The organism is Micromonospora sp. CA-269861 (assembly GCF_050948505.1).
Classification (GTDB): domain Bacteria; phylum Actinomycetota; class Actinomycetes; order Mycobacteriales; family Micromonosporaceae; genus Micromonospora.
On sequence record NZ_CP192014.1, the window covers coordinates 6,561,501 to 6,579,693 of the forward strand.

General features: G+C 74.1%; 14 protein-coding genes, 2 pseudogenes and 1 riboswitch. Of the genes and pseudogenes, 9 read left to right on the forward strand and 7 right to left on the reverse strand.

What is annotated here, in order from left to right; all coding sequences use genetic code 11:
• Positions 1–25 precede the first annotated feature (25 nt).
• Positions 26–991 (forward strand): RNA polymerase sigma factor SigJ, encoded by a 966-nt coding sequence (gene sigJ, locus ACQP0U_RS30195; protein WP_433313656.1) that lies wholly within the window; start codon positions 26–28, stop codon positions 989–991.
• A gap of 24 nt (positions 992–1,015) precedes the next feature.
• Here sigJ and ACQP0U_RS30200 read toward each other — a convergent pair whose 3' ends face one another.
• The gene (locus tag ACQP0U_RS30200) at positions 1,016–1,522 is read right to left on the reverse strand and encodes a DUF402 domain-containing protein (protein WP_433313659.1); all 507 of its coding nucleotides are present in this window, start codon (positions 1,520–1,522) and stop codon (positions 1,016–1,018) included.
• Positions 1,523–1,624: 102 nt separating this feature from the next.
• Between ACQP0U_RS30200 and ACQP0U_RS30205 the strand changes: the two are divergent.
• Positions 1,625–3,022, forward strand: a pseudogene (locus ACQP0U_RS30205) (ATP-dependent DNA helicase); the annotation flags it as partial.
• Positions 3,023–3,133: 111 nt separating this feature from the next.
• A pseudogene (locus ACQP0U_RS30210) lies at positions 3,134–3,829 on the forward strand (ATP-dependent DNA helicase); the annotation flags it as partial.
• A gap of 174 nt (positions 3,830–4,003) precedes the next feature.
• On the opposite strand, the gene ACQP0U_RS30215 reads toward ACQP0U_RS30210, so the two are convergent.
• The gene (locus tag ACQP0U_RS30215) at positions 4,004–5,314 is read right to left on the reverse strand and encodes an AI-2E family transporter (protein ID WP_433313662.1); all 1,311 of its coding nucleotides are present in this window, start codon (positions 5,312–5,314) and stop codon (positions 4,004–4,006) included.
• Positions 5,315–5,472: 158 nt separating this feature from the next.
• Between ACQP0U_RS30215 and ACQP0U_RS30220 the strand changes: the two genes are divergently transcribed.
• Both ACQP0U_RS30220 and ACQP0U_RS30225 read left to right on the forward strand, forming a co-directional pair.
• Positions 5,473–5,811, forward strand: coding sequence for a GroES family chaperonin (locus tag ACQP0U_RS30220; protein WP_145778711.1), 339 nt, complete (start codon positions 5,473–5,475; stop codon positions 5,809–5,811).
• Positions 5,812–5,904: 93 nt separating this feature from the next.
• Positions 5,905–6,072 carry a hypothetical protein gene (locus tag ACQP0U_RS30225; RefSeq protein WP_433313666.1) on the forward strand — a complete coding sequence of 56 codons (168 nt, stop codon included), beginning with the start codon at positions 5,905–5,907 and terminating at the stop codon, positions 6,070–6,072.
• 84 nt (positions 6,073–6,156) lie between these two features.
• Here the strand turns inward: ACQP0U_RS30225 and ACQP0U_RS30230 are convergent, their stop codons facing one another.
• On the reverse strand, positions 6,157–7,647 hold the full coding sequence (locus tag ACQP0U_RS30230; protein WP_433313668.1) for a PrsW family intramembrane metalloprotease: 1,491 nt from the start codon (positions 7,645–7,647) through the stop codon (positions 6,157–6,159).
• A 23-nt stretch (positions 7,648–7,670) separates the two neighbouring features.
• A riboswitch (SAM riboswitch) is annotated at positions 7,671–7,791 on the forward strand.
• Positions 7,792–7,837: 46 nt separating this feature from the next.
• On the opposite strand from ACQP0U_RS30230, the gene ACQP0U_RS30235 reads away from it, so the two are divergent.
• Positions 7,838–9,106: an aminotransferase class V-fold PLP-dependent enzyme gene (locus tag ACQP0U_RS30235; protein ID WP_433313671.1), complete on the forward strand. Its 1,269-nt coding sequence runs from the start codon at positions 7,838–7,840 to the stop codon at positions 9,104–9,106.
• 68 nt (positions 9,107–9,174) lie between these two features.
• Here the strand turns inward: ACQP0U_RS30235 and ACQP0U_RS30240 are convergent, their stop codons facing one another.
• Positions 9,175–10,410: an FUSC family protein gene (locus ACQP0U_RS30240; protein WP_433313673.1), complete on the reverse strand. Its 1,236-nt coding sequence runs from the start codon at positions 10,408–10,410 to the stop codon at positions 9,175–9,177.
• Between the two features lie 106 nt (positions 10,411–10,516).
• Between ACQP0U_RS30240 and ACQP0U_RS30245 the strand changes: the two genes are divergently transcribed.
• Positions 10,517–11,173, forward strand: a complete 657-nt coding sequence (locus ACQP0U_RS30245; protein WP_433313676.1) for an HD domain-containing protein — start codon at positions 10,517–10,519, stop codon at positions 11,171–11,173.
• Here the strand turns inward: ACQP0U_RS30245 and ACQP0U_RS30250 are convergent.
• Positions 11,145–11,429: a DUF4031 domain-containing protein gene (locus ACQP0U_RS30250; RefSeq protein WP_433313678.1), complete on the reverse strand. Its 285-nt coding sequence runs from the start codon at positions 11,427–11,429 to the stop codon at positions 11,145–11,147. The genes ACQP0U_RS30245 and ACQP0U_RS30250 overlap by 29 nt on opposite strands.
• 68 nt (positions 11,430–11,497) lie before the next feature.
• Here ACQP0U_RS30250 and ACQP0U_RS30255 point away from each other — a divergent pair, with 68 nt between their 5' ends.
• On the forward strand, positions 11,498–12,898 hold the full coding sequence (locus tag ACQP0U_RS30255; RefSeq protein WP_433313681.1) for an FAD-binding oxidoreductase: 1,401 nt from the start codon (positions 11,498–11,500) through the stop codon (positions 12,896–12,898).
• Between the two features lie 10 nt (positions 12,899–12,908).
• Here the strand turns inward: ACQP0U_RS30255 and ACQP0U_RS30260 are convergent, their stop codons facing one another.
• Both ACQP0U_RS30260 and ACQP0U_RS30265 read right to left on the reverse strand, forming a co-directional pair.
• Positions 12,909–13,445, reverse strand: a complete 537-nt coding sequence (locus ACQP0U_RS30260) for a hypothetical protein (protein ID WP_433313684.1) — start codon at positions 13,443–13,445, stop codon at positions 12,909–12,911.
• An 88-nt stretch (positions 13,446–13,533) separates the two neighbouring features.
• A complete protein-coding gene (locus ACQP0U_RS30265) occupies positions 13,534–15,348 on the reverse strand; it encodes a glycerol-3-phosphate dehydrogenase/oxidase (protein WP_433321274.1) in 1,815 nt (604 codons plus the stop codon).
• An 849-nt stretch (positions 15,349–16,197) separates the two neighbouring features.
• Here ACQP0U_RS30265 and ACQP0U_RS30270 point away from each other — a divergent pair.
• Positions 16,198–18,162 carry a S8 family serine peptidase gene (locus ACQP0U_RS30270; protein WP_433313686.1) on the forward strand — a complete coding sequence of 655 codons (1,965 nt, stop codon included), beginning with the start codon at positions 16,198–16,200 and terminating at the stop codon, positions 18,160–18,162.
• Positions 18,163–18,193 lie beyond the last annotated feature (31 nt).

An 18,193-nucleotide genomic window follows, 5' to 3' on the forward strand; every position in this document is an offset into this window, starting at 1 on the left:
CCGACCGGGAGTGGGGTGGTGGGTCGTGCGGGAGCTGGCGACGGAGTTCGAGGCCGAGCGGGGCCGACTGCTCGCGGTGGCCCACCGGATGCTGGGCAGCCGCAGCGAGGCCGAGGACGCGGTGCAGGAGACCTGGCTGCGCTACGCCGGGGCGTTGGCCGAGCCGGCGGCCCGTGCCGAGATCCGCGACCTGTCCGCGTGGCTGACCACTACCTGCGCCCGGATCTGCCTGGACGTGCTCCGCTCGGCCCGGGTCCGCCGCGAGGCGTACCCGGGGCAGTGGCTGCCGGAGCCGGTGGTGAGCGCGTTGGGCGGTGTGTCGCCGGTCGACGGCTACGCGCCCGACCCGGCGGAGCGGGCGGTCCGCACCGACCAGGTCGGCACGGCGCTGCTGGTGGTGCTGGAGCGGCTCGCGCCGGAGCAACGGGTCGCCCTCGTGCTGCACGACGTGTTCGCGTTGCCGTTCGCCCGGGTCGCGGGGGTGCTGGGCACCACCGAGGTGGCCGCCCGGCAGCTCGCCTCCCGGGCCCGTCGGGCGGTCACCGCACCTGACGTACCTCGGCACACCGCGGACCCGGCCGAGCAGCGCCGGGTGCTCAAGGCGTTCGTCGCCGCCACCGAGTCCGGCGAGCTGGACCAGCTCGTCCAGGTGCTCGCGCCGGACGTGGTCTTCGTCGGCGACTCGGGCGGGCACTTCCCCGCGGCCCGTCGGCCGGTGCTCGGCGCGGACGCCGTGGGGCGCCTCACGCTCGGGCTGTTCGGCCGGACCGGCCGGTACGCGGACCGGGTGCTGGCCCGGCTCGTCCTCGTCGACGGCGCGCTCGGCCTGCAACTGGAGACGACGCACACCGACGGCCGGCCGATCCGCCTGGTCACCGCGTTCGCCGTGGACCAGGGCCGGATCACCGCCATCTACAACCAGCTCAACCCGGAGAAGCTGACCGACCTGCCGCCGCTCGACGCCGACGACGGTTGGCCACCCCGCTGGTGAGCCGGCCCGACCGGGCGTGCGGCCTCAGACCACCAGGGCCAACCACTTGCGGTACGCGGTGGCGAACGGCTCGGTGCCGTCGCCCAGGGCCCCGAGCAGCCGTTGGGCGGCGGCCTCGGCCTCGGCCACCACGTCCTCCGGGTAGCCGAACCGCGCCCGGTGCTCGGCGAACTCGTCCTCGTCGAGCAACTCCACCAGGCCGGTGGCCCGACGCCTGACGACGTCCAGATCCAGGTCGATCAGGTGGACAGTGTCGTCGGACTCCCAGCGGGCCGGGGTCGTGATGTCGCAGTAGACCTCGCTGGTGCGGGGCGGGGGGTTGAACATGGCCGTCCACCAGGCGCGATGTGGCACCAGCAGCACGAACGGGATCTTCTCCACCGAGGGCCGGCCGTGGTAGACCGACTCGGTGCCCTCGGGCACGCCGAGCCAGACACCGAGATCATCCTCGGTGAGCCGGCGGGCCGGGTAGTCGCGGTGGGCGCTGCCGTCGTACTTGCGGTAGATCACGCGGACCATGTCGCTCGGCATGATTCGCACCCTAACCGATACGGCCCAACACGTCGTAGCGCGGCCGTAACCGGACGGGGTCGGCCAGGAGGCCCGCCCGGTCGGCATCGCGCCACGCGGCGGATGGGCGAGGCCGGTGTCGGCGGCGCCGGGTACCGTCGCACGGTGACTCCGCCCCGCACCGCCACCGGTTCCGCCACCCCGTCGGCCCGTGCCAAGGGCCGGCGGCGGGGTGCCCGGCCCAGCGGCACGGAGCTGCTGGCGGCGGCGGTCGGCGCGGTGCCCGGCGGCGCGGAACGCCCCGGCCAGCTACAGATGACCACGGCCATCGAGGATTGCGTGGCCGGCGGCGAGCATCTGCTCGTGCAGGCGGGCACCGGCACCGGCAAGTCCCTTGCCTACCTCGCGCCGGCGCTCACTGTGGACGGCCCGGTGGTGGTCTCCACCGCCACCCTGGCGTTGCAGTCCCAGCTCGTCGACCACGACCTGCCCCGGCTCGCCGACGCGGTCGAGCCGGTGCTCGGCCGCCGGCCCACCTTCGCCGTGCTCAAGGGCCGCCACCACTACCTCTGCCTCGCCCGACTGGACAACTCCACCGAGGAGGAGCCGGAGGACACCCTCTTCGACGCCCCGGCAGCGCGTCCCGGCGGCGGGACGAAGTGGCTCGGCGAGGCGGGCCGGTTGGGCAAGCAGATCGAGCGGCTGCGTGACTGGGCCGAGAAGACCGCCACCGGCGACCGGGACGAGCTGGACCCTGGCGTCGACGACCAGGCCTGGCGGCTGGTGTCCATGCCGGCGCGCGAGTGCGTCGGCGCGACCCGTTGCCCGTTCGGGCAGGAGTGCTTCGCCGAGGCGTCGCGGGCCCGCGCCCGGGAGGCCGACATCGTGGTGACCAACCACAGCCTGCTCGCTGTCGACATGCTCGCCGACCGGCACATCGTGCCGCCGCACAAGCTGCTCATCGTCGACGAGGCGCACGAGCTGGCCGACCGGGTCTCCTCCGCGGCCCAGGCGGAGCTGGTGCCGGAGCTGATCGACCGGACCACCCGGCGGGCCCGTACGCTGCTGCGCCCGGAGACCGCCGAGGCGCTCACCGCCGCCGGTGACGCCCTCGCGGTCGGGCTGGCCGAGGCGCCGGCCGGGCGGATCACAGCGGGGTTGCCGACGCCACTGCGGGAGGCGTGCACACTGCTCGACGCGGCGACCCGCTCCGCCCTCGACGCGATCGGCGACATCAAGTCCGACGACCCCGACCCGGTCCGCAAGCAGCAGGCCAAGGCCGCCCTGGACGAGCTCTCCACCACCGCGCAGCGGCTGCTGGAGGAGGGCGACCACGACGTGGCCTGGGTGGAGAAGAACGACAGCGGCAGCCGCAGGGCGCTGGTCGTCGCGCCGCTGTCGGTGGCCGGCACCCTCGCCACCCACCTGTACGACGAACGCACAGTCGTCGCCACCTCGGCGACCCTGGCGCTGGGTGGCCGGTTCGACACGGTCGCCCGCGCCCTGGGGCTGGACGCGCCACCGCCCGCCCCGCCGACCCCGGCCGCGGCCGCGCTGGCCGCCCGCTCCGGCCCGGGCCGTCCGGCCGCCGAGGCGCCAGGCCGTCGCCTCGCCGGCGACGTCGCCCCGAACGCCGTCGTACCGGCCACCGAGGGCCCCGGGTGGCGGTCACTCGACGTCGGTTCGCCGTTCGACTACGCCCGGCAGGGCATCCTGTACGTCGCCGCGCACCTCCCCCGCCCCAGCGTCTCCGGGTTGCCCGAGGCTGCCGGAGAGGAGCTGCTCGGGCTGGTCGGGGCACTCGGTGGTCGTACTCTCGGGCTCTTCTCCTCCCGGCGGGCCGCGCAGCAGGCCGCGGAGCTGTTGCGGGCACGGACCGACCTGCCGGTGCTGCTCCAGGGTGAGGAGGCGCTGCCGCTGCTGGTGCGCCGCTTCCGCGAGGAGCGCGCCAGCTGCCTGTTTGGCGTGATGTCGCTCTGGCAGGGGGTGGATGTGCCGGGTGACGCGTGTCAGCTCGTCGTCATCGACCGGCTGCCCTTCCCCCGCCCGGACGAACCGCTGGCGGCTGCCCGCGCGGCGGCCGTGGACGCGGGCGGCGGCTCCGGCTTCGCGGCGGTCAGCGTGCCGATCGCGGCGGTCCGGCTGGCTCAGGGCGTGGGCCGTCTGATCCGGGCGACCGGCGACCGGGGCGTGGTCGCGGTGCTCGACTCGCGGCTGGAGACGGCCCGAGGCTACGGGCCGTTCCTGCGCCGTTCGCTGCCACCGTTCTGGTACACGACCCGCCCCGAGGTGGCCCGAGGCGCCCTGGAACGCCTGGCCAAGTCCTGACCCTGGCCGGGCCGCGCCGCGCCCGCCTCAAGATCGCGCTACAACAAGGAAAGAGTGGTCTCCCGCTGGCGGGAGGCCACTCTTTCCAGGATCGTGCGTGATCTTGCGGGCGGCGGGACGCGCGGCCCCCGACGGGCAGGACCCGCGGCCGCGCGCGCGGCGGGACGAGCTGGTCTAGGGGGCCTGGGAGGCGACGACCACGGCGTCGGGCGGAGTGTCCGGGACCCGTCGGGCGGCGAGCCTGCGGACCGCGGTGTTCAGCACCGCGATGAGCGGCACGGAGACCAGCGCGCCGGTGATGCCGGCGAGTACGACACCGGCGGCGATGCCGATGATCACCGCGAGCGGGTGGAGGGCGACCGCCCGGCCCATGATCAGCGGTTGGAGCACGTGCCCCTCGATCTGCTGTACGCCGATAACCGCGCCGAGGATGATCAACGCGGTGACCGGGCCGCTGTCGACGAGGGCCACCAGCACCGCCACACCACCGGAGAGCGCCGCACCGACGATCGGAATGAACGCGCCGAGGAAGACAAGCGCGGCCAGCGGGAAGGCGAACGGGATGTCGAAGACGACAAGGAAGATGCCGATGCCGACCGCGTCGATGAAGGCGACGAGCACCGTCGCGCGGACGTAGGCGACAAGCGTCTGCCAGGAGGCGCGGCCCGCGTCGTCGACCTTCCACCGGGCGGCGACCGGCAGCAGCCGGACCAGGAAGCGCCAGATCCGGTTGCCGTCGCGCAGGAAGAAGAACGTCGCGAAGAGGACCAGCAGCGTGCCGGTCAGCACCTCGGCCAGCGTCGCGGCGGTGCTCAACGCGCCGCTCGTGAACCTTGAGGTGTTGTTGTTGATCCAGGCCTGGGCTTCGTCGATGTAGCGGTCGAGTTGGGTGTCGGAGAGGTGCAGCGGGCCCGTCTTCAGCCAGTTCTGGATCTGCCGGACGCCCTCCGACGACTTCTCGCTCAGCTCAGGTACGCCGCGAATGAACTCGTTGACCACGAGCGTCAGCGTGCCGATCACCGCGGCCAGGCCGCCGACCAGCACCACAGCCGTCGCCAGCGACCGGGGGAACCGTGCCCGCAGCAGCCAGCCAACCGCCGGGGCGAGCAGCGCGGAGAGCAGCAGCGCGATGGCCAGCGGAATGATCACGATCTTGACCGTGCCGACGACCCGCAGCAGGGCCCAGGCCACCACGCCGATCACGATCAGTCGCCAACACCACGCGGCGGCGATCCGCAGCCCGTGTGGAACGTCGGCGTCGTCCCGACTGGCAGTGGAGCTGTGCAGGTCCATCTGACGTTCCGCGCCGTAGACGGTGGCGCTCTGCGGCGCGGTCGGCCCCGGCACCGCCGGCGACGCCACCCGGGCGGCGTCCGACGCGTCGTTCAGCGCGTCACTCGATACGCCCTCGTCGGCACGCGCCGACTCCTGTCGTGACTGGTAGGCGCGGCGAAGCCGCCCGCGTACCCGCTCGAAGCGGCTCAAGCGCACCTCCTGGCAGAAACCCGGCCCGCCACTGGCGACAGGTCGGACAGCATACGTCCGTTCCCGACACCGTAGGGCAGTTCAGCCACACAATGCCCCGACCACCTCCGGCGTAACCACCGGCGGGCCACCCTCGGCCACACGGTAGCGTCTGCGGCGTGACCGCCGACAACGATCTCGACGCCGGCCTGCCGATCCGCCTGCTGCACGACCGCGTGCTGGTGCGGATGGAGGGCAGCGAGGGCGAACGCCGCTCCACCGCTGGCATCGTCATTCCGGCGACCGCCGCGGTCGGCAAGCGCCTCGCCTGGGCCACCGCGGTCGGGGTCGGGCCGAACGTCCGCGCCATCGTCTCCGGCGACCGGGTGCTCTTCGACCCGGACGACCGCTCCGAGGTCGAGCTGCACGGCCGCGGTTACGTGCTGCTGCGGGAGCGGGACGTGCACGCCGTGGCCGCCGAACGGATCGAGAACGACCCGACCGGCCTCTACCTCTGACGCGCCTCCCCCGGCCACCAGGCCCTGTCGCGCACCGTTTGCCCGGCCGCACGACGGGAAGCCATCCGGCGACCGTGGCCCTGGGGAGGGACGATGCCGGTATTCGTGAAGAAGCTGTTGACCTGGGGCAGTGTCGCGTTCCTGATCTACTTCATGGCCTTTCGGCCGGACGGCGCCGCGAACATGTTCCGGGCGATCGGGGCCGCGCTGATCGCGATGTTCCAGGGCCTCGGCGACTTCCTCACCTCGCTGCTGGCCTGAGCTGAACCGCCGGTCGGTGGCCTGAGCTGAACCGCCGGTCGGTGACCGGCAGCACGGCCGGTCGGTGACCGGCAGCCGGCAGCGTCAGGGATGCGTCGGCGGCCAGGGCGGCGCCGACCGCGGGCCGGGCCAGCCGGGCGGGGCGTACCCCACCGGAGCCGGGGCGGGAGCCAGCACCACCGGGATCGGCACCACCGGCTCGTCCGGAGCGTCCACCGCGCGCTGCGTACCGTCCGGGAAGCGCAGGTGGTAGCGGCTGCCGTCCCAGACCCCCGCCGGGGCCTGCGGGTCCCGACCGACGAAGAACGTCCGGTACGCGCTGATCGCGTCCAGCAGCTCCCGCTCCTCGCGGGCGGTCCGCTCCTGGTCGGCGGGCTTGCGGTCCAGGCCGCGCAGCGTCCCGTCCCGCAGCAGGGCCAGCCGGGTGGCGGCGGACTGGTAACCCCGCATCGCCCGCACCCCGGCGTCGCCGGCCACCCGCCGCGCCCAACTGCGGGCGGCGTGCCGCCTGCCGAGACTGCTCAGGGCAGCCACCTCGGGCGGGCTGAGCCAGCCGGCGCGTACGTAGTCGGGCAGGGCCCGCTCGGTGAGCCTCCCCTCCCAGGCGCGCAGCCACAGCGCCAGCCCCACGGTGCCGAAGAAGACGGGCACCATGAGGCCCAGGAAGCCGTACAGCATGATCATGGCCTCGCCGGTGGCCTGGGTCAGCGTGGGCAACAGGTTCCACGTGCCGTGCAACATCATCGCCAGCAGCAGGCCGGCGATCGGGGCGAGCACCCGGATGCGCCGGTCGGCGGTCCGGGAGGCGATACCCAGCCCGACACCGGTCATCGAGGTGAAAAGGGGATGGGCGAACCCGAACAGCAGGATCCGCAGGATGAAGATCGCGATGACCTGCTGGATGCCGGTGGCCGGGCCGTAGCGGTCGGCGCCGGACGCGTAGCCCAACCCGCCCAGGTAGAGGATGTTCTCCACCATCGCGAAGCCGACAGCGGCGAGCCCGCAGTAGACCAGGCCGTCGGTGATCCCGGACCACTCGCGGCGGCGGAACACCAGCAGCAGGATCGGGCCCAGCGCCTTGGTCAGCTCTTCGATGAACGGCGCCACCAGCACCCCGGTGAGCGCCGACGGCAGGCCCCAGTCAGCGAAACGGTTCGCCGCGAAGTCGTTCACGGTGAGCGAGGCGGCGGTGGAGACGAACGCCCCCCAGGCGAAGCAGAAGATCAGATACTTCAGCGGCTCCGGTTCGTACCGGTCCAGCCAGAGGAAGCAGGCGACGAGCACCGGCACCGGCAGGATGGCGGCGACCACCCCGATCAGCAGGGCCTGCGCACCGAGCGACTGGCCGAGCGTGAAGACCATGAACACCGCGCACGCCGCGATGAGCAGCACCACCCCGGCCAGCACCAGGAACCGCCGCCAGCCCAGTCGGCGCAGCGGCATCCGGGGCGTCTCGCCCACGGGCGGGGCGACCGGCGCGGGCGGGGCAGCGGGCGACGGAGGCAGCGGTGAACCGGGCGGGGTGTCGGCCATGCGGTCAGCGTAGCCATCCGTTGCCGGCTGGTTCGGTCGCATCGGTAGCCGCTATGCTGCCGGCAGGTCACGAGCGCCAGCGTCAAGCCCCGGCTTGCTGGCCGGCAACCCTCGTCGAGTTCGCGGTGGGGTGCCCCGGGTGATGACCGGGCCCAGCCCGATCGGTGTGCTGGGCAAGCGCGGACCCCGTCCCGATGTCGCACCCGGGGTCCCTGACCCCGGAGGTTCCGGCGTGTCCGTCACTCTCGTCCCCTCGCTGCCCAGCCTGCCCACCGCGCCGTCGGCGTCGTCCGCGCCGCTCGACGTCCTCGGCGTGCCCGGCGAGATCAACCTGGACTACGCGGCCAGTGCGCCGTGCGCGCGGGCCGCCGCCGACGCCGTGGCCGAGCTGCTGCCCTGGTACGCGAGCGTGCATCGCGGAGCAGGAGCGCTCTCGCGGCGCTGCACTCTCGCGTACGAGCAGGCCCGGCAGACGATCGGTGACTTCTTCGGCGCTCGCGCCGACGATCACGTGATCTTCACCCGCAACACGACTGACGCGCTCAACCTGCTGGCGCGGGCCGTGCCGGCCGGTACGACGGTGGTCACCTTCGCCGGCGAGCACCACGCCAACCTGCTGCCCTGGCCACGCGGGTCGGTGCGGCTGCCGGTGCCCAGCGACCCCGACGGGGCGGTACGCGATCTCGCCGCCGCCCTCACCGAGCTGCGTCGGGGCAGCAGCCCGGCGCTGCCGGTGCTGGTGGCGGTGACAGGGGCGAGCAACGTGACAGGTGAGCGGTGGCCGGTCGCCGAACTGGCGCGGGTGGCCCACCGGCACGGTGCCCGGATCGTGCTCGACGCCGCGCAACTCGCCCCGCACGCCCCGGTCGACAGGCAGGCGCTCGACGTCGACTACCTGGCCGTGTCCGGCCACAAGCTGTACGCGCCGTTCGGCGCGGGTGTGCTGATCGGCCGGGGGGACTGGCTGGACGCTGCCCCGCCGTACCTGGCCGGCGGTGGCGCCACCAGCCACGTCGGGCCTGCCACCCATGACGTGACCTGGGCGACCGGCCCGGCCCGACACGAGGGCGGCACCCCGAACCTGCTCGGCGCGGTCGCGCTCGCGGCGGTGTGCGCGGCGCTCGACGACACGGACCGGGCCGCGCTGACCGCCCACGAGCAGGCCCTACTGGCCCGGCTGCGGAACGGCATCGCCGCCCTGCCGCACGTCGTCGAGCTGCGCACCTTCGGCCCGGACGCGCCCCGCGTCGGCATCGTCTCGTTCGTGGTCGCCGGCTGGGACTCCACCGAGGTGGCGACGCGGCTGGCCGCCGAGCACCACATCGGCGTACGGGACGGGTTGTTCTGTGCCCACCCGCTGGCCCGGCGTCTGCTCAGCGAGGCGGCGGGGCGTACCGGCCGACGGGACCTGCCGCCCACCGCGCTGCGCGCCAGCATCGGGCTGGGCAGCACGGCCGCCGAGGTGGACCGGCTGCTCGCGGCGCTGGCCGAGCTGGGCTGAGGCCCCGGCCGGCGGTGGCCCGGCTCGCGATGGCCCGGCTCGCGATGGCCCGGCTCGCGATGGCCCGCTCAGCCGACCGGCGGGGCGGTGGGTGGCTTCGGTGTGTCGCCGGGCTCGGCGGGCTCACCGACCGGGCGCTCCTGCTCCCCGAAGGCGGTCCGGATCCACCTGTTCGCCTCCTCCTGCTCGATCCCGGAGGCGACCAGCAGGTCGCTCGCTGTCGTCCGGATCTGGGCGATCACCACGCTGCCGGAGAAGCCGACCCCGGCGCCGTACGCCCGGCCGGCCTCGCTGACCGCCCGCAGCGACCGCTCCCGGGCCTTCTCCGGCTCCTCGCCGGCGGCGAACTCGTGCTTGAGCAGCCGGACCGACTCGGCGAGGTGGCCGATCGCGTCCGGCATCGGATCGGGTACCGGTTCCTCGTCCTCGACGAGCGTGACGGCCCGGCGGATCAGCGTGCCGCTGTTGCGCATCGCCCGGTCGATCGGGTCGGCCGCCTCCGCGTAGTGGGTCAGCTCGCTGCGGCGGTGCCAGCGGGCCGGGGAGAGCGTGGCTGTCTCCTTCGCGCCCTCGATGGCCTCGGCCAGCGTGGCCAGTTCCTCCTTGTTGTCGCGCAGCCGATCCAGTGCCCGCTGGATGCTGGCCCGGTCCCGGCCGCGCAACCCGTCCGCGGTGACGTCGAGTTGGGCGGCGAGCAGGTCCAGGGCGGGCCGGGCCGCGCGGTTGATCACCCGGAGCGGGTTCAGCGGCAGCAGCACCGCCGTGACCAGCAACGCGATCCCACCGCCGAGGAAGGCGTCGACGAAGCGGGGGATCTCCAGGTTCTGGGTCGACGGGCTCAGCGTCACGATCAGCACCGCCGTGGCCGCCGCCTGGATGACGATGGCCACGCTCGCGCCCGCGAAGATGGTGAGCAGGATGGCCACCGTGACCACCAGGCCGAGCTGCCACGCCCCGGTGCCGAGCAGGTAGATCAGCAGGTCGCCGACGAACACGCCGACCCCCACCCCGACGATCAACTCCACGGTCCGGCGGAACCGCTGGCCGACCGACGCGGCAAGGGTGCCGACCGCGGAGATCGGCGCGAAGACCGGTTGCGGGTTGCCGAGCACCTTGTGCGAGATCAGGTACGCGAGCCCGGCAGCCAGCCCGGCCTGCACGGCGAGCCCGCCGGCCATCCGTACCCGGTGCAGCCGGTCGTGCAGGGTGGCTCGCCCGCGATGGCGCAGCTGTTCGGTGGCCTCGGCGATCCGCGCGCCGTCGATGTCCACCAGCCCTTCGCGCAGCGCGGTACGTCGCACCATCGGCTGTCGCTTGCCCCGGGCCACGGCCATGGGCGCGACTACCCGTGGTTCGCCCGCTGAATCCTGCCCTCCCGCGCGTCGCGGGCGGATGCGGCAGACTCGGGCGGTGGTCGATCTGCTGGACCGGTGGCGGGCGGCGGCCCGGGATGCCGGCGCGAGGCCCGACCCGGATACGACACGGGCCGGGGAGAAGCTGGTCGTCAGGTGGCGCGAGCCGCACCGGCACTATCACACGCTGGCCCACCTGACGGCGGTGCTCGACGTGGTGGACCAGCACCCCGACCTGGCCGGTCGGGCCGACGTGGTCCGGCTGGCGGCCTGGTTCCACGACGCGGTCTACGACCCCCGGGCCGCTGGCGACGCCAACGAACGGGACAGCGCCGCACTGGCCGATAGCGTGCTGACCGGGCTCGGCGTGCCGCCGCCCACGGTGGCCGAGGTGCGCCGGCTGGTGCTGCTCACCGCCGGGCACGCGGTGGCACCGGGTGACCGGGACGGCGCGCTGCTCTGCGACGCGGACCTGGCCGTGCTGGCCGCGCCACCGGCTGGCTACGAGCGTTACGCGGCGGCGATCCGCCGGGAGTACGCCCACGTGCCGGAGCCGGCCTTCCGGGCTGGGCGGGCCGCCGTGTTGACCGGCCTGCTCGCGCTGCCCGCGCTGTTCCGGTCGCCACCGTTGGCGAGCCGGTGGGAGGAACCCGCCCGGGACAACGTGCGCCGCGAACTGGCCGCGCTCACCGGGGAGCCGGAGGAGGCGGGCTGACCAGGTGCTTCGGGCGACGCAGACCGGCGGCGCGGAGCAATCGGACCAGCTCCCGGCTCGGCACCACCTGGGCGCCGAGCCACACCGCCGCCGCGAACCGGTCAGCCGGAATGTCGTAGTGGTCCCTGTCGAAGCCGCGCCGGGGCGCGCCGAGTGCCTCGGCGAAGGCGTGCAGCTCGGCGTACGAGACGTCACTGATCAGGTGTGACCAGAGCCGACCGCGCCACGGCCAGGCCGGCCGGTCCAGGTAGAGCATGGTGCCCAAGCTAGCCCGTGCAGTCGATCATGTTGATGATCGCCGGTCGGCGACCTAGCCTCGGCTGCATGGCCCCCACCGCGCTCCTCGACGACCTGCGCGCCGCGCTCGGTGCCGACGCCGTGCTCACCGACCCGGACCTGCTGCGCATGCACCAGCGGGACGAGGCCGACCTCTGCGCCGCCGGCATCCCGCTGGTGGTCACCCGCCCGCGCGACACCGAGCAGGTGGTCGCCGTGGTCCGGGCGGCGGCGCGGCACGGCGTACCTGTGGTGCCGCAGGGCGCGCGGACCGGGCTGGCCGGCGCGGCGAACGCTGTGGACGGCGCGGTGGTGCTCAGCACCGTCGCGATGAACGAGATCCGGGAGATCGACCCGGTGAGCCGGATCGCTGTGGTCCAACCGGGGGTGGTCAACGCGGCGCTGGCCGGGGCGGTGGCCAAACAGGGCCTCTGGTACCCGCCGGACCCGGGCTCCTGGGAGTCGTCGACGATCGGCGGCAACGTGGCCACCAACGCCGGCGGCATGTGCTGTGTGAAGTACGGCGTGACCACCGAGTACGTGCTCGGCCTGGAGGTGGTGCTCGCCTCCGGTGAGGTGCTGCGCACCGGGCGGCGTACCGCCAAGGGGGTGGCCGGCTACGACCTGACCCGGCTGTTCGTCGGTTCGGAGGGCACCCTCGGCGTGATCACCGAGGTGACCGTGGCGCTGCGGCCCGCCCCGGCCGACTCGCTGACCCTGGTGGCGGTCTTCGGATCCACCGCCACGGCCGGCGCGGCGGTGGCCGAGATCGCCGCTCGCGGGCTCACCCCGAGCCTGTTGGAGTTGCTGGACCAGACCCACCTGCGGGCGATCGAGGCGTACCAGCCGATGGGGTTGCGGACCGACGCGCAGGCCCTGTTGCTGGCCGCCGCCGACACCGGCTCCCGGGCGGCGGACGACCTGGCCGTGCTGGCCGAGGTGTGCGAGGCCGTCGGCGCCGACGAGGTCTACGCGGCGACCGACGCCGTGGAGGCGGCGGCGCTGCTACAGGCTCGCCGGCTGGCCCACCCCGCGATGGAGAAGTTAGCGGCGGACGCCGACCCCGGCGGCAACGGTGGTCTGGTGATCGACGATGTGGCGGTGCCGCGCGGCGCGCTGGCCGCGCTGCTGGACGGGGTGGCCCGGATCGCGGCCGAGTGCGAGGTGCCGATCGGCGTGGTGGGGCACGCCGGGGACGGCAACATGCACCCGAACATCGTGGTCGACCGGGCCGACCCGGCGAGCGTGCAGCGGGGCCGGCGGGCGTTCGACAAGATCATGCGGCTCGGCCTGGACCTGGGCGGCACGTGCACCGGCGAGCACGGGGTGGGGCTGCTCAAGCGGGACTGGCTGGCCCGGGAGATCGGGCCGGTCGGCGTCCGGGTGCATCAGGCGATCAAGTCGGCCCTCGACCCGGCCGGCCTGCTCAACCCGGGCAAGGTGCTCTGACCGGTCGCGGTCAGCCCTTGACCTCGGCCGGGGTCGCCTGGGTGAGCAGCAGCAGGATCTCGCCGGCGACCGGCGTCAGCTCCTCACCCGGGCAGTCCTGCGAGGTGATCAGCCCGGTCGAGGTGATGAGGCTGGACGTCAGCGCGTCGATGCAGGTGGTCCGGTACCGCCGGGCCTGATCGGTCTCGGCGGCCAGCCCCGGGTTGGTGAGCAGCACCTGGAGCCGTTCGGTCAGCTCCGGCGCCAGGGTGCCGCGGGAGGTCACGCCGTCGCCGGCGCAGTCGTTGCACTGCCACGCGCCGTCCCGCTCGACGCTCAGGGTGCGCATCGGCCCGTCTTCGCCGAGCCGTTGGAGCAGGCTGACCTGACCGGCGGCGACAGTGGTGGGAATCTCCAGTTGTGATCCGCCACCGGCCACGCCTGCTGTCGGTTGCGCCTGCGGAGTGCTCGGCTCGGCCCGGTCGAAGAGCGAGCACCCGGTCAGGGCGCCGACGAGCACGACGGCGAGCAGGGGTACGAGCAGACGAGGGCGCGCGCGGGGTAGCACGGGCGGAAACCTACCCCACCGTAGGTAGCGTTCGAAACCACCATCCGGGCCGGTATCGATGGTTACCCATCGGTAACGTCGCAATTCGTCATCGAGCGGACGGGCGCAGCTCCGCCTGATCGTCGCCGCCCCGGTCGGCCGCGTAACCCCGGACGTCCGGGGCGCCGAGCCGGGCCGCGTCCGCCGCCGCGTCGTCAGGCATCAACTGGGACTGCCGCTCCGCCTCCACCCGGGCGCGGTAGTGCTCGACCTCGCGCGCCCGGGTGGCCGCGTCCCAACCGAGCACCGCGCCCATCAGCTCGGCGGTGTGCTCCGCCGACTCCAGCCCCCGGTGGCTCGTCTCGAACGAGATCCGGGTCCGGCGGGTCAGCACGTCCTCCAGGTGCAGCGCGCCCTCGGCCCGCGCCGCGTAGGCGACCTCCGCCGCCAGGTACTCCGGGGCACCAGCCAGCGGGGACGCCAGCAGTGGGTCGGCGTCGACGAGCGCCAGCAGATCCAGGGTGAGAGTGCCGTACCGCTCCAGCAGGTGCTCCACCACGCCCACCGGCACGCCGTGCCGACGAGCCAGGTCGGCCCGGTCCCGCCACATCGCCGGGTACCCGTCGGCGCCGAGCAGCGGCAGGTCGGCGGTGCGCGACGAGCGGGCGCCGCCGAGCCGACGCGCGGCGCGGTCGACCACGTCGGACGCCATCACCCGGTACGTCGTGTACTTGCCCCCGGCGACCAGCAGCAGCCCGAGCATCGGCTCGAAGACCGCGTGCTCACGGGAGAGCTTCGAGGTCGAGTCGGCCTCGCCGGCCAGCAGCGGCCGCAGCCCGGCGTACACCCCCTCGATGTCGGCGGTGGTCAGCGGCCGGTCCAGCACTGTGTTGACCTGCTGCAGGAGGTAGTCGATGTCGCGGGCCGAGGCGGCCGGGTGGGAGCGGTCCAGCCGCCAGTCGGTGTCCGTGGTGCCGATGATCCAGTGCCCGCCCCACGGGATGACGAAGAGCACCGAACTCGCCGTACGCAGGATGAGCCCCGTCTCGCCGGTGATCGCCGAGCGGGGCACCACGAGGTGCACCCCCTTCGAGGCGCGCACCCGGACGCCGGGCCGCAGGCCCACGTCGTTGAGCATCCGGGACATGTCGTCGCTCCACACGCCGGTGGCGGCGATGACGGTGCGGGCATGCACCTCGAACTCCGCGTCCGGGGAACCGGGCGGGGCCTCCAGGTCCCGGACGCGGACGCCGGTCACCTCGCGCGCCTGCCGGATCAGCCCCACGGCACGGGCACTGCTCACCACCGTGGCACCGAGGCTGGCCGCGGTGCGAGCGAGGGTGACCACCAGCCGTGCGTCGTCGACCTGCCCGTCGTAGTAGCGGATCGCACCGGCCAGCGCGTCGGCCCGCAGACTCGGGAAGATCCGCCGGGCGCCCTCCCGGGTCAGGTGACGGTGCAGGGGCATGCCCCGACCACCACCGAAGACCCCGGCGAAGACGTCGTAGGCGGCCACCCCGGCGCCGTAGTACGAGCGGCGGAAGACCCGGGCCGGCAGGTCCCGCAGGCCCCGCCCGGCCGGCAGCGGCACCATGATCGGCACCGGGCGTACCAGGTGCGGCGCGAGCCGGGTGGCCAGCAGGCCACGCTCGGTGAGCGCCTCGTGGACCAGGTGGAACTCCAACTGCTCCAGGTAGCGCAGGCCACCGTGGATGAGTTTGCTGGACCGACTGGAGGTGCCCGCTGCGAGGTCACGCGCCTCGACAAGCGCCACCTTCAAACCTCGGGACGCCGCGTCGAGGGCGGCACCGGCACCTGTCACCCCACCGCCGATGACCAACACGTCGAAGCGCTCGGCACGCAGTCGACGCAGGTCGGACGCACGGCGGACCGGTGAGAGCTGACCGGCGACGGATCGGGAGATATTGGGGTCGCGCACGGGTCCACGGTAACCGTCGTGCCGCCGTCCCGACATTCGCCGCCCGACCCCGTACCGCACCCGCGATCGGAGATCTTGGACAGTTTCCGTTCCGCGCTGACGGAAACTGTCCAAGATCTGCACAGTTCTTCAATGTCAGGGAACACGACGGTCGGGTGGAAACCCTTCGTCGTAGTCGTAAGGTTCTCGGATGCAAGGTCAACCTGCGTACCCCGGACTCAGCGACCGCAGCTCCCCGTGGCCGGTGGTCGCGGCCGTGCTGGTGGGCTGCTGGACGGTCGCGGTCACCGTGGGCACCCAGACCGGTGGTTGGCTCACCGACCAGGTGCTGCTGGGCTTCGGACGGGACCGGCTCGGCTGGCTCTGGCCGGTGCTCGCCCTGGCCACCGTCGTGGTGCTCGGCACGCCCGCCCTGCTGCTGGCCGTGCTGCCCCGGTCGGCCGCGGTCCGGGCCACCGGGCGGGCCTGGCTGATCGGGGCACTCGCTCTCGGCGTGCTCACACTGCTGCGGGTCGTGCCACCGGTGCACCACGAGGCGTACCTCGCGGCGCTGGCCGGCGCGGCGGTTCTCGGCGCGCTCGCCGTGCGCTGGGCGGCGCGCCGGTTGGCGTACCCCGGGCCGGCTGGCTCGGTCGACGGCCCGGCACCCACCGAACACGCCGACGCGACGCGGCCCGAGGCCGCCGAACACGGCGACGCGACGCGGCCCGAGGCCGCCGAACACGGCGGCGCCACGCGGCCCGAGGCCACCGGACACGGCGACGCCACGCCGGCCGGGGACAACGGGAACGCGGAGCCGACCGGGCAGCGGCGGGGTTGCGTGGGCTCGGCCCGGTGCCGCTGCTCGCGGTCGCCGCCGGGTTGGCGCTGCTGCTGCCGTGGGCCTGGTTGGGCGCGCTCGGCGGCCTCCTGGAGACCGCGCTCGCTCTGCTGGCCGCCGCCGCGCTCGGGGTGCTGGCCGCGACTCTGCTGGATGCCCCCTTCTGGTCCCCGTTCGCGGTTGGGCGACCGCCCCGGCCAGCTCGGCTGGTGCTGGTCGGCGGCCTGGTCGCCGGGGTAACGCTGCTGCTGCTCGCGGCCGGGGCCGGCCAGTCCGGTGCGCAGTTGCCCGCGCTGCTGACGCTGCCGCCTGTGGGTTTCGCGCTGGCCGCGCTCTGGGCGGCGGCCTGGCGGCCCACCACCGACCCGGCCGAGGCCACGCGTGCCGGTCGAACGGCGACCGGCTGGCTCGTGGGCCTGGCCGCCCTCGGTCCGCTGGCCTTCACCGACCCGGAAGAGATCACCCTGCTGCTGGTCGGTACCCGGGACGTTCCGTTCTGGGTCGCGGCCGCCGCCGGCGTCGGGCTCGCCGTCGCGGTCCTGGTCGCCATCGGGTACGCGGTGCTGCTCGCCCGGCCGACGGCAGGCACCCCGAACAGGCGGGTCGCCGCGGTGGCGGCCGTGGTGCTGCTCGTGGCGTTCGGCGTGGTCGACCTCGGTCCCGGCCAGCCGGGCCTGTACGGCGAGCGGCTGTTCGTGGTGCTGCGCACGCAGGCCGACCTGAGCGACCTTCCGGCCGGCGCACCGGGTCGGGCCGGGCGGGACGCCCGCGCGGCGGAGGTCTACCGGCGGCTCGTGACGACCGCCGAGCAGAGTCAGCGCGACCTGCTCCGGGTGTCGAACCGGCTGCGCCTCGACCCGGTGTCGTACTACCTGGTCAACGCGGTCGAGGTGGACGGCGGCCCGGCGGTGCGGGCCTGGCTCGCCCGCCGACCGGAGGTGGCCCGGGTGCTGGTCAGCCAGCGCCTGCGCCCGTTGCCGGCCCCGGCCGGACAGAGCCGGGGCACCGCACCCAAGCCCACCGGCCCGGAGTGGAACATCCGCCAGATCGGCGCCGACCGGGTGTGGTCCCAACTCCGGGTCACCGGCACGGGCATCGTGGTCGGCAGCTCCGACTCGGGCGTGGACGGCACCCATCCGGCGCTACGAGCCGGGTTCCGTGGTGGGAACGACTCCTGGTACGACCCGTGGGACGACACCCGCAGCCCGACCGACCAGGGCGGGCACGGCACCCACACGGTGGGCAGCGCGGTCGGGCGGGACGGCATCGGGGTGGCACCGGACGCGCAGTGGGTGGGCTGCGTCAACCTGGACCGCAACCTGGGCAGCCCCGGGCACTACCTGGACTGCCTCCAGTTCATGCTGGCCCCCTTCCCGGCCGGCGGCGACCCGTTCACCGACGGCCGTCCGGAGCGCGCCCCGCAGGTGCTGACCAACTCGTGGGGCTGCCCGCCCATCGAGGGTTGCGACCAGCGGGTCCTGCGACCGGCCACCGCCGCGCTCGACGCCGCCGGGATCTTCATGGTCGTCGCGGCCGGAAACACCGGCCCGTGGTGCGCGTCGATCGACGATGCGCCAGCGCCGTACGCGGACGTGCTGACCGTCGGCGCGGTGGACGACCAGCGGCGGGTCGCCGAGTTCTCCTCGCGCGGGCCGGTGCCGGGCGGCTCGGGTAAGCCGGACGTGCTGGCACCGGGGGTGGGAGTGGTGTCGGCCATGCCCGGCGGCACATACGCCGCGCTGGACGGCACGTCGATGGCGACCCCGCAGGTGGCCGGGGTTGTCGCACTGATGTGGTCGGCGAACCCGGCGCTGGTCGGCGACGTGACCCGTACCCGGCAGATCCTTCGGGACACTGCCACGGCGGCGACGCCCACCTACCGCTCCGACAGCCCGTCCGACGCCTGTGGTGATCCGTCGAACGTCACAGGCTCCGGCCAGGTCGACGCGTACGCCGCCGTTCGCGCCGCCCAGCAGTAGTCAGCGCCTCGTGGTCGGGGGTGCGGCTCGG

What these genes read in the sequence shown, in the direction of transcription:
- ACQP0U_RS30200 (WP_433313659.1), bottom strand. Translation starts at nt 1,522, where the DNA reads ATGCCGAGCGACATGGTCCGCGTGATCTACCGCAAGTACGACGGCAGC.
- ACQP0U_RS30225 (WP_433313666.1), top strand. Translation starts at nt 5,905, where the DNA reads ATGCCGGTATTCGTGAAGAAGCTGTTGACCTGGGGCAGTGTCGCGTTC.
- ACQP0U_RS30230 (WP_433313668.1), bottom strand. Translation starts at nt 7,647, where the DNA reads ATGCGACCGAACCAGCCGGCAACGGATGGCTACGCTGACCGCATGGCC.
- ACQP0U_RS30240 (WP_433313673.1), bottom strand. Translation starts at nt 10,410, where the DNA reads ATGGTGCGACGTACCGCGCTGCGCGAAGGGCTGGTGGACATCGACGGC.
- ACQP0U_RS30250 (WP_433313678.1), bottom strand. Translation starts at nt 11,429, where the DNA reads ATGCTCTACCTGGACCGGCCGGCCTGGCCGTGGCGCGGTCGGCTCTGG.
- ACQP0U_RS30255 (WP_433313681.1), top strand. Translation starts at nt 11,498, where the DNA reads ATGGCCCCCACCGCGCTCCTCGACGACCTGCGCGCCGCGCTCGGTGCC.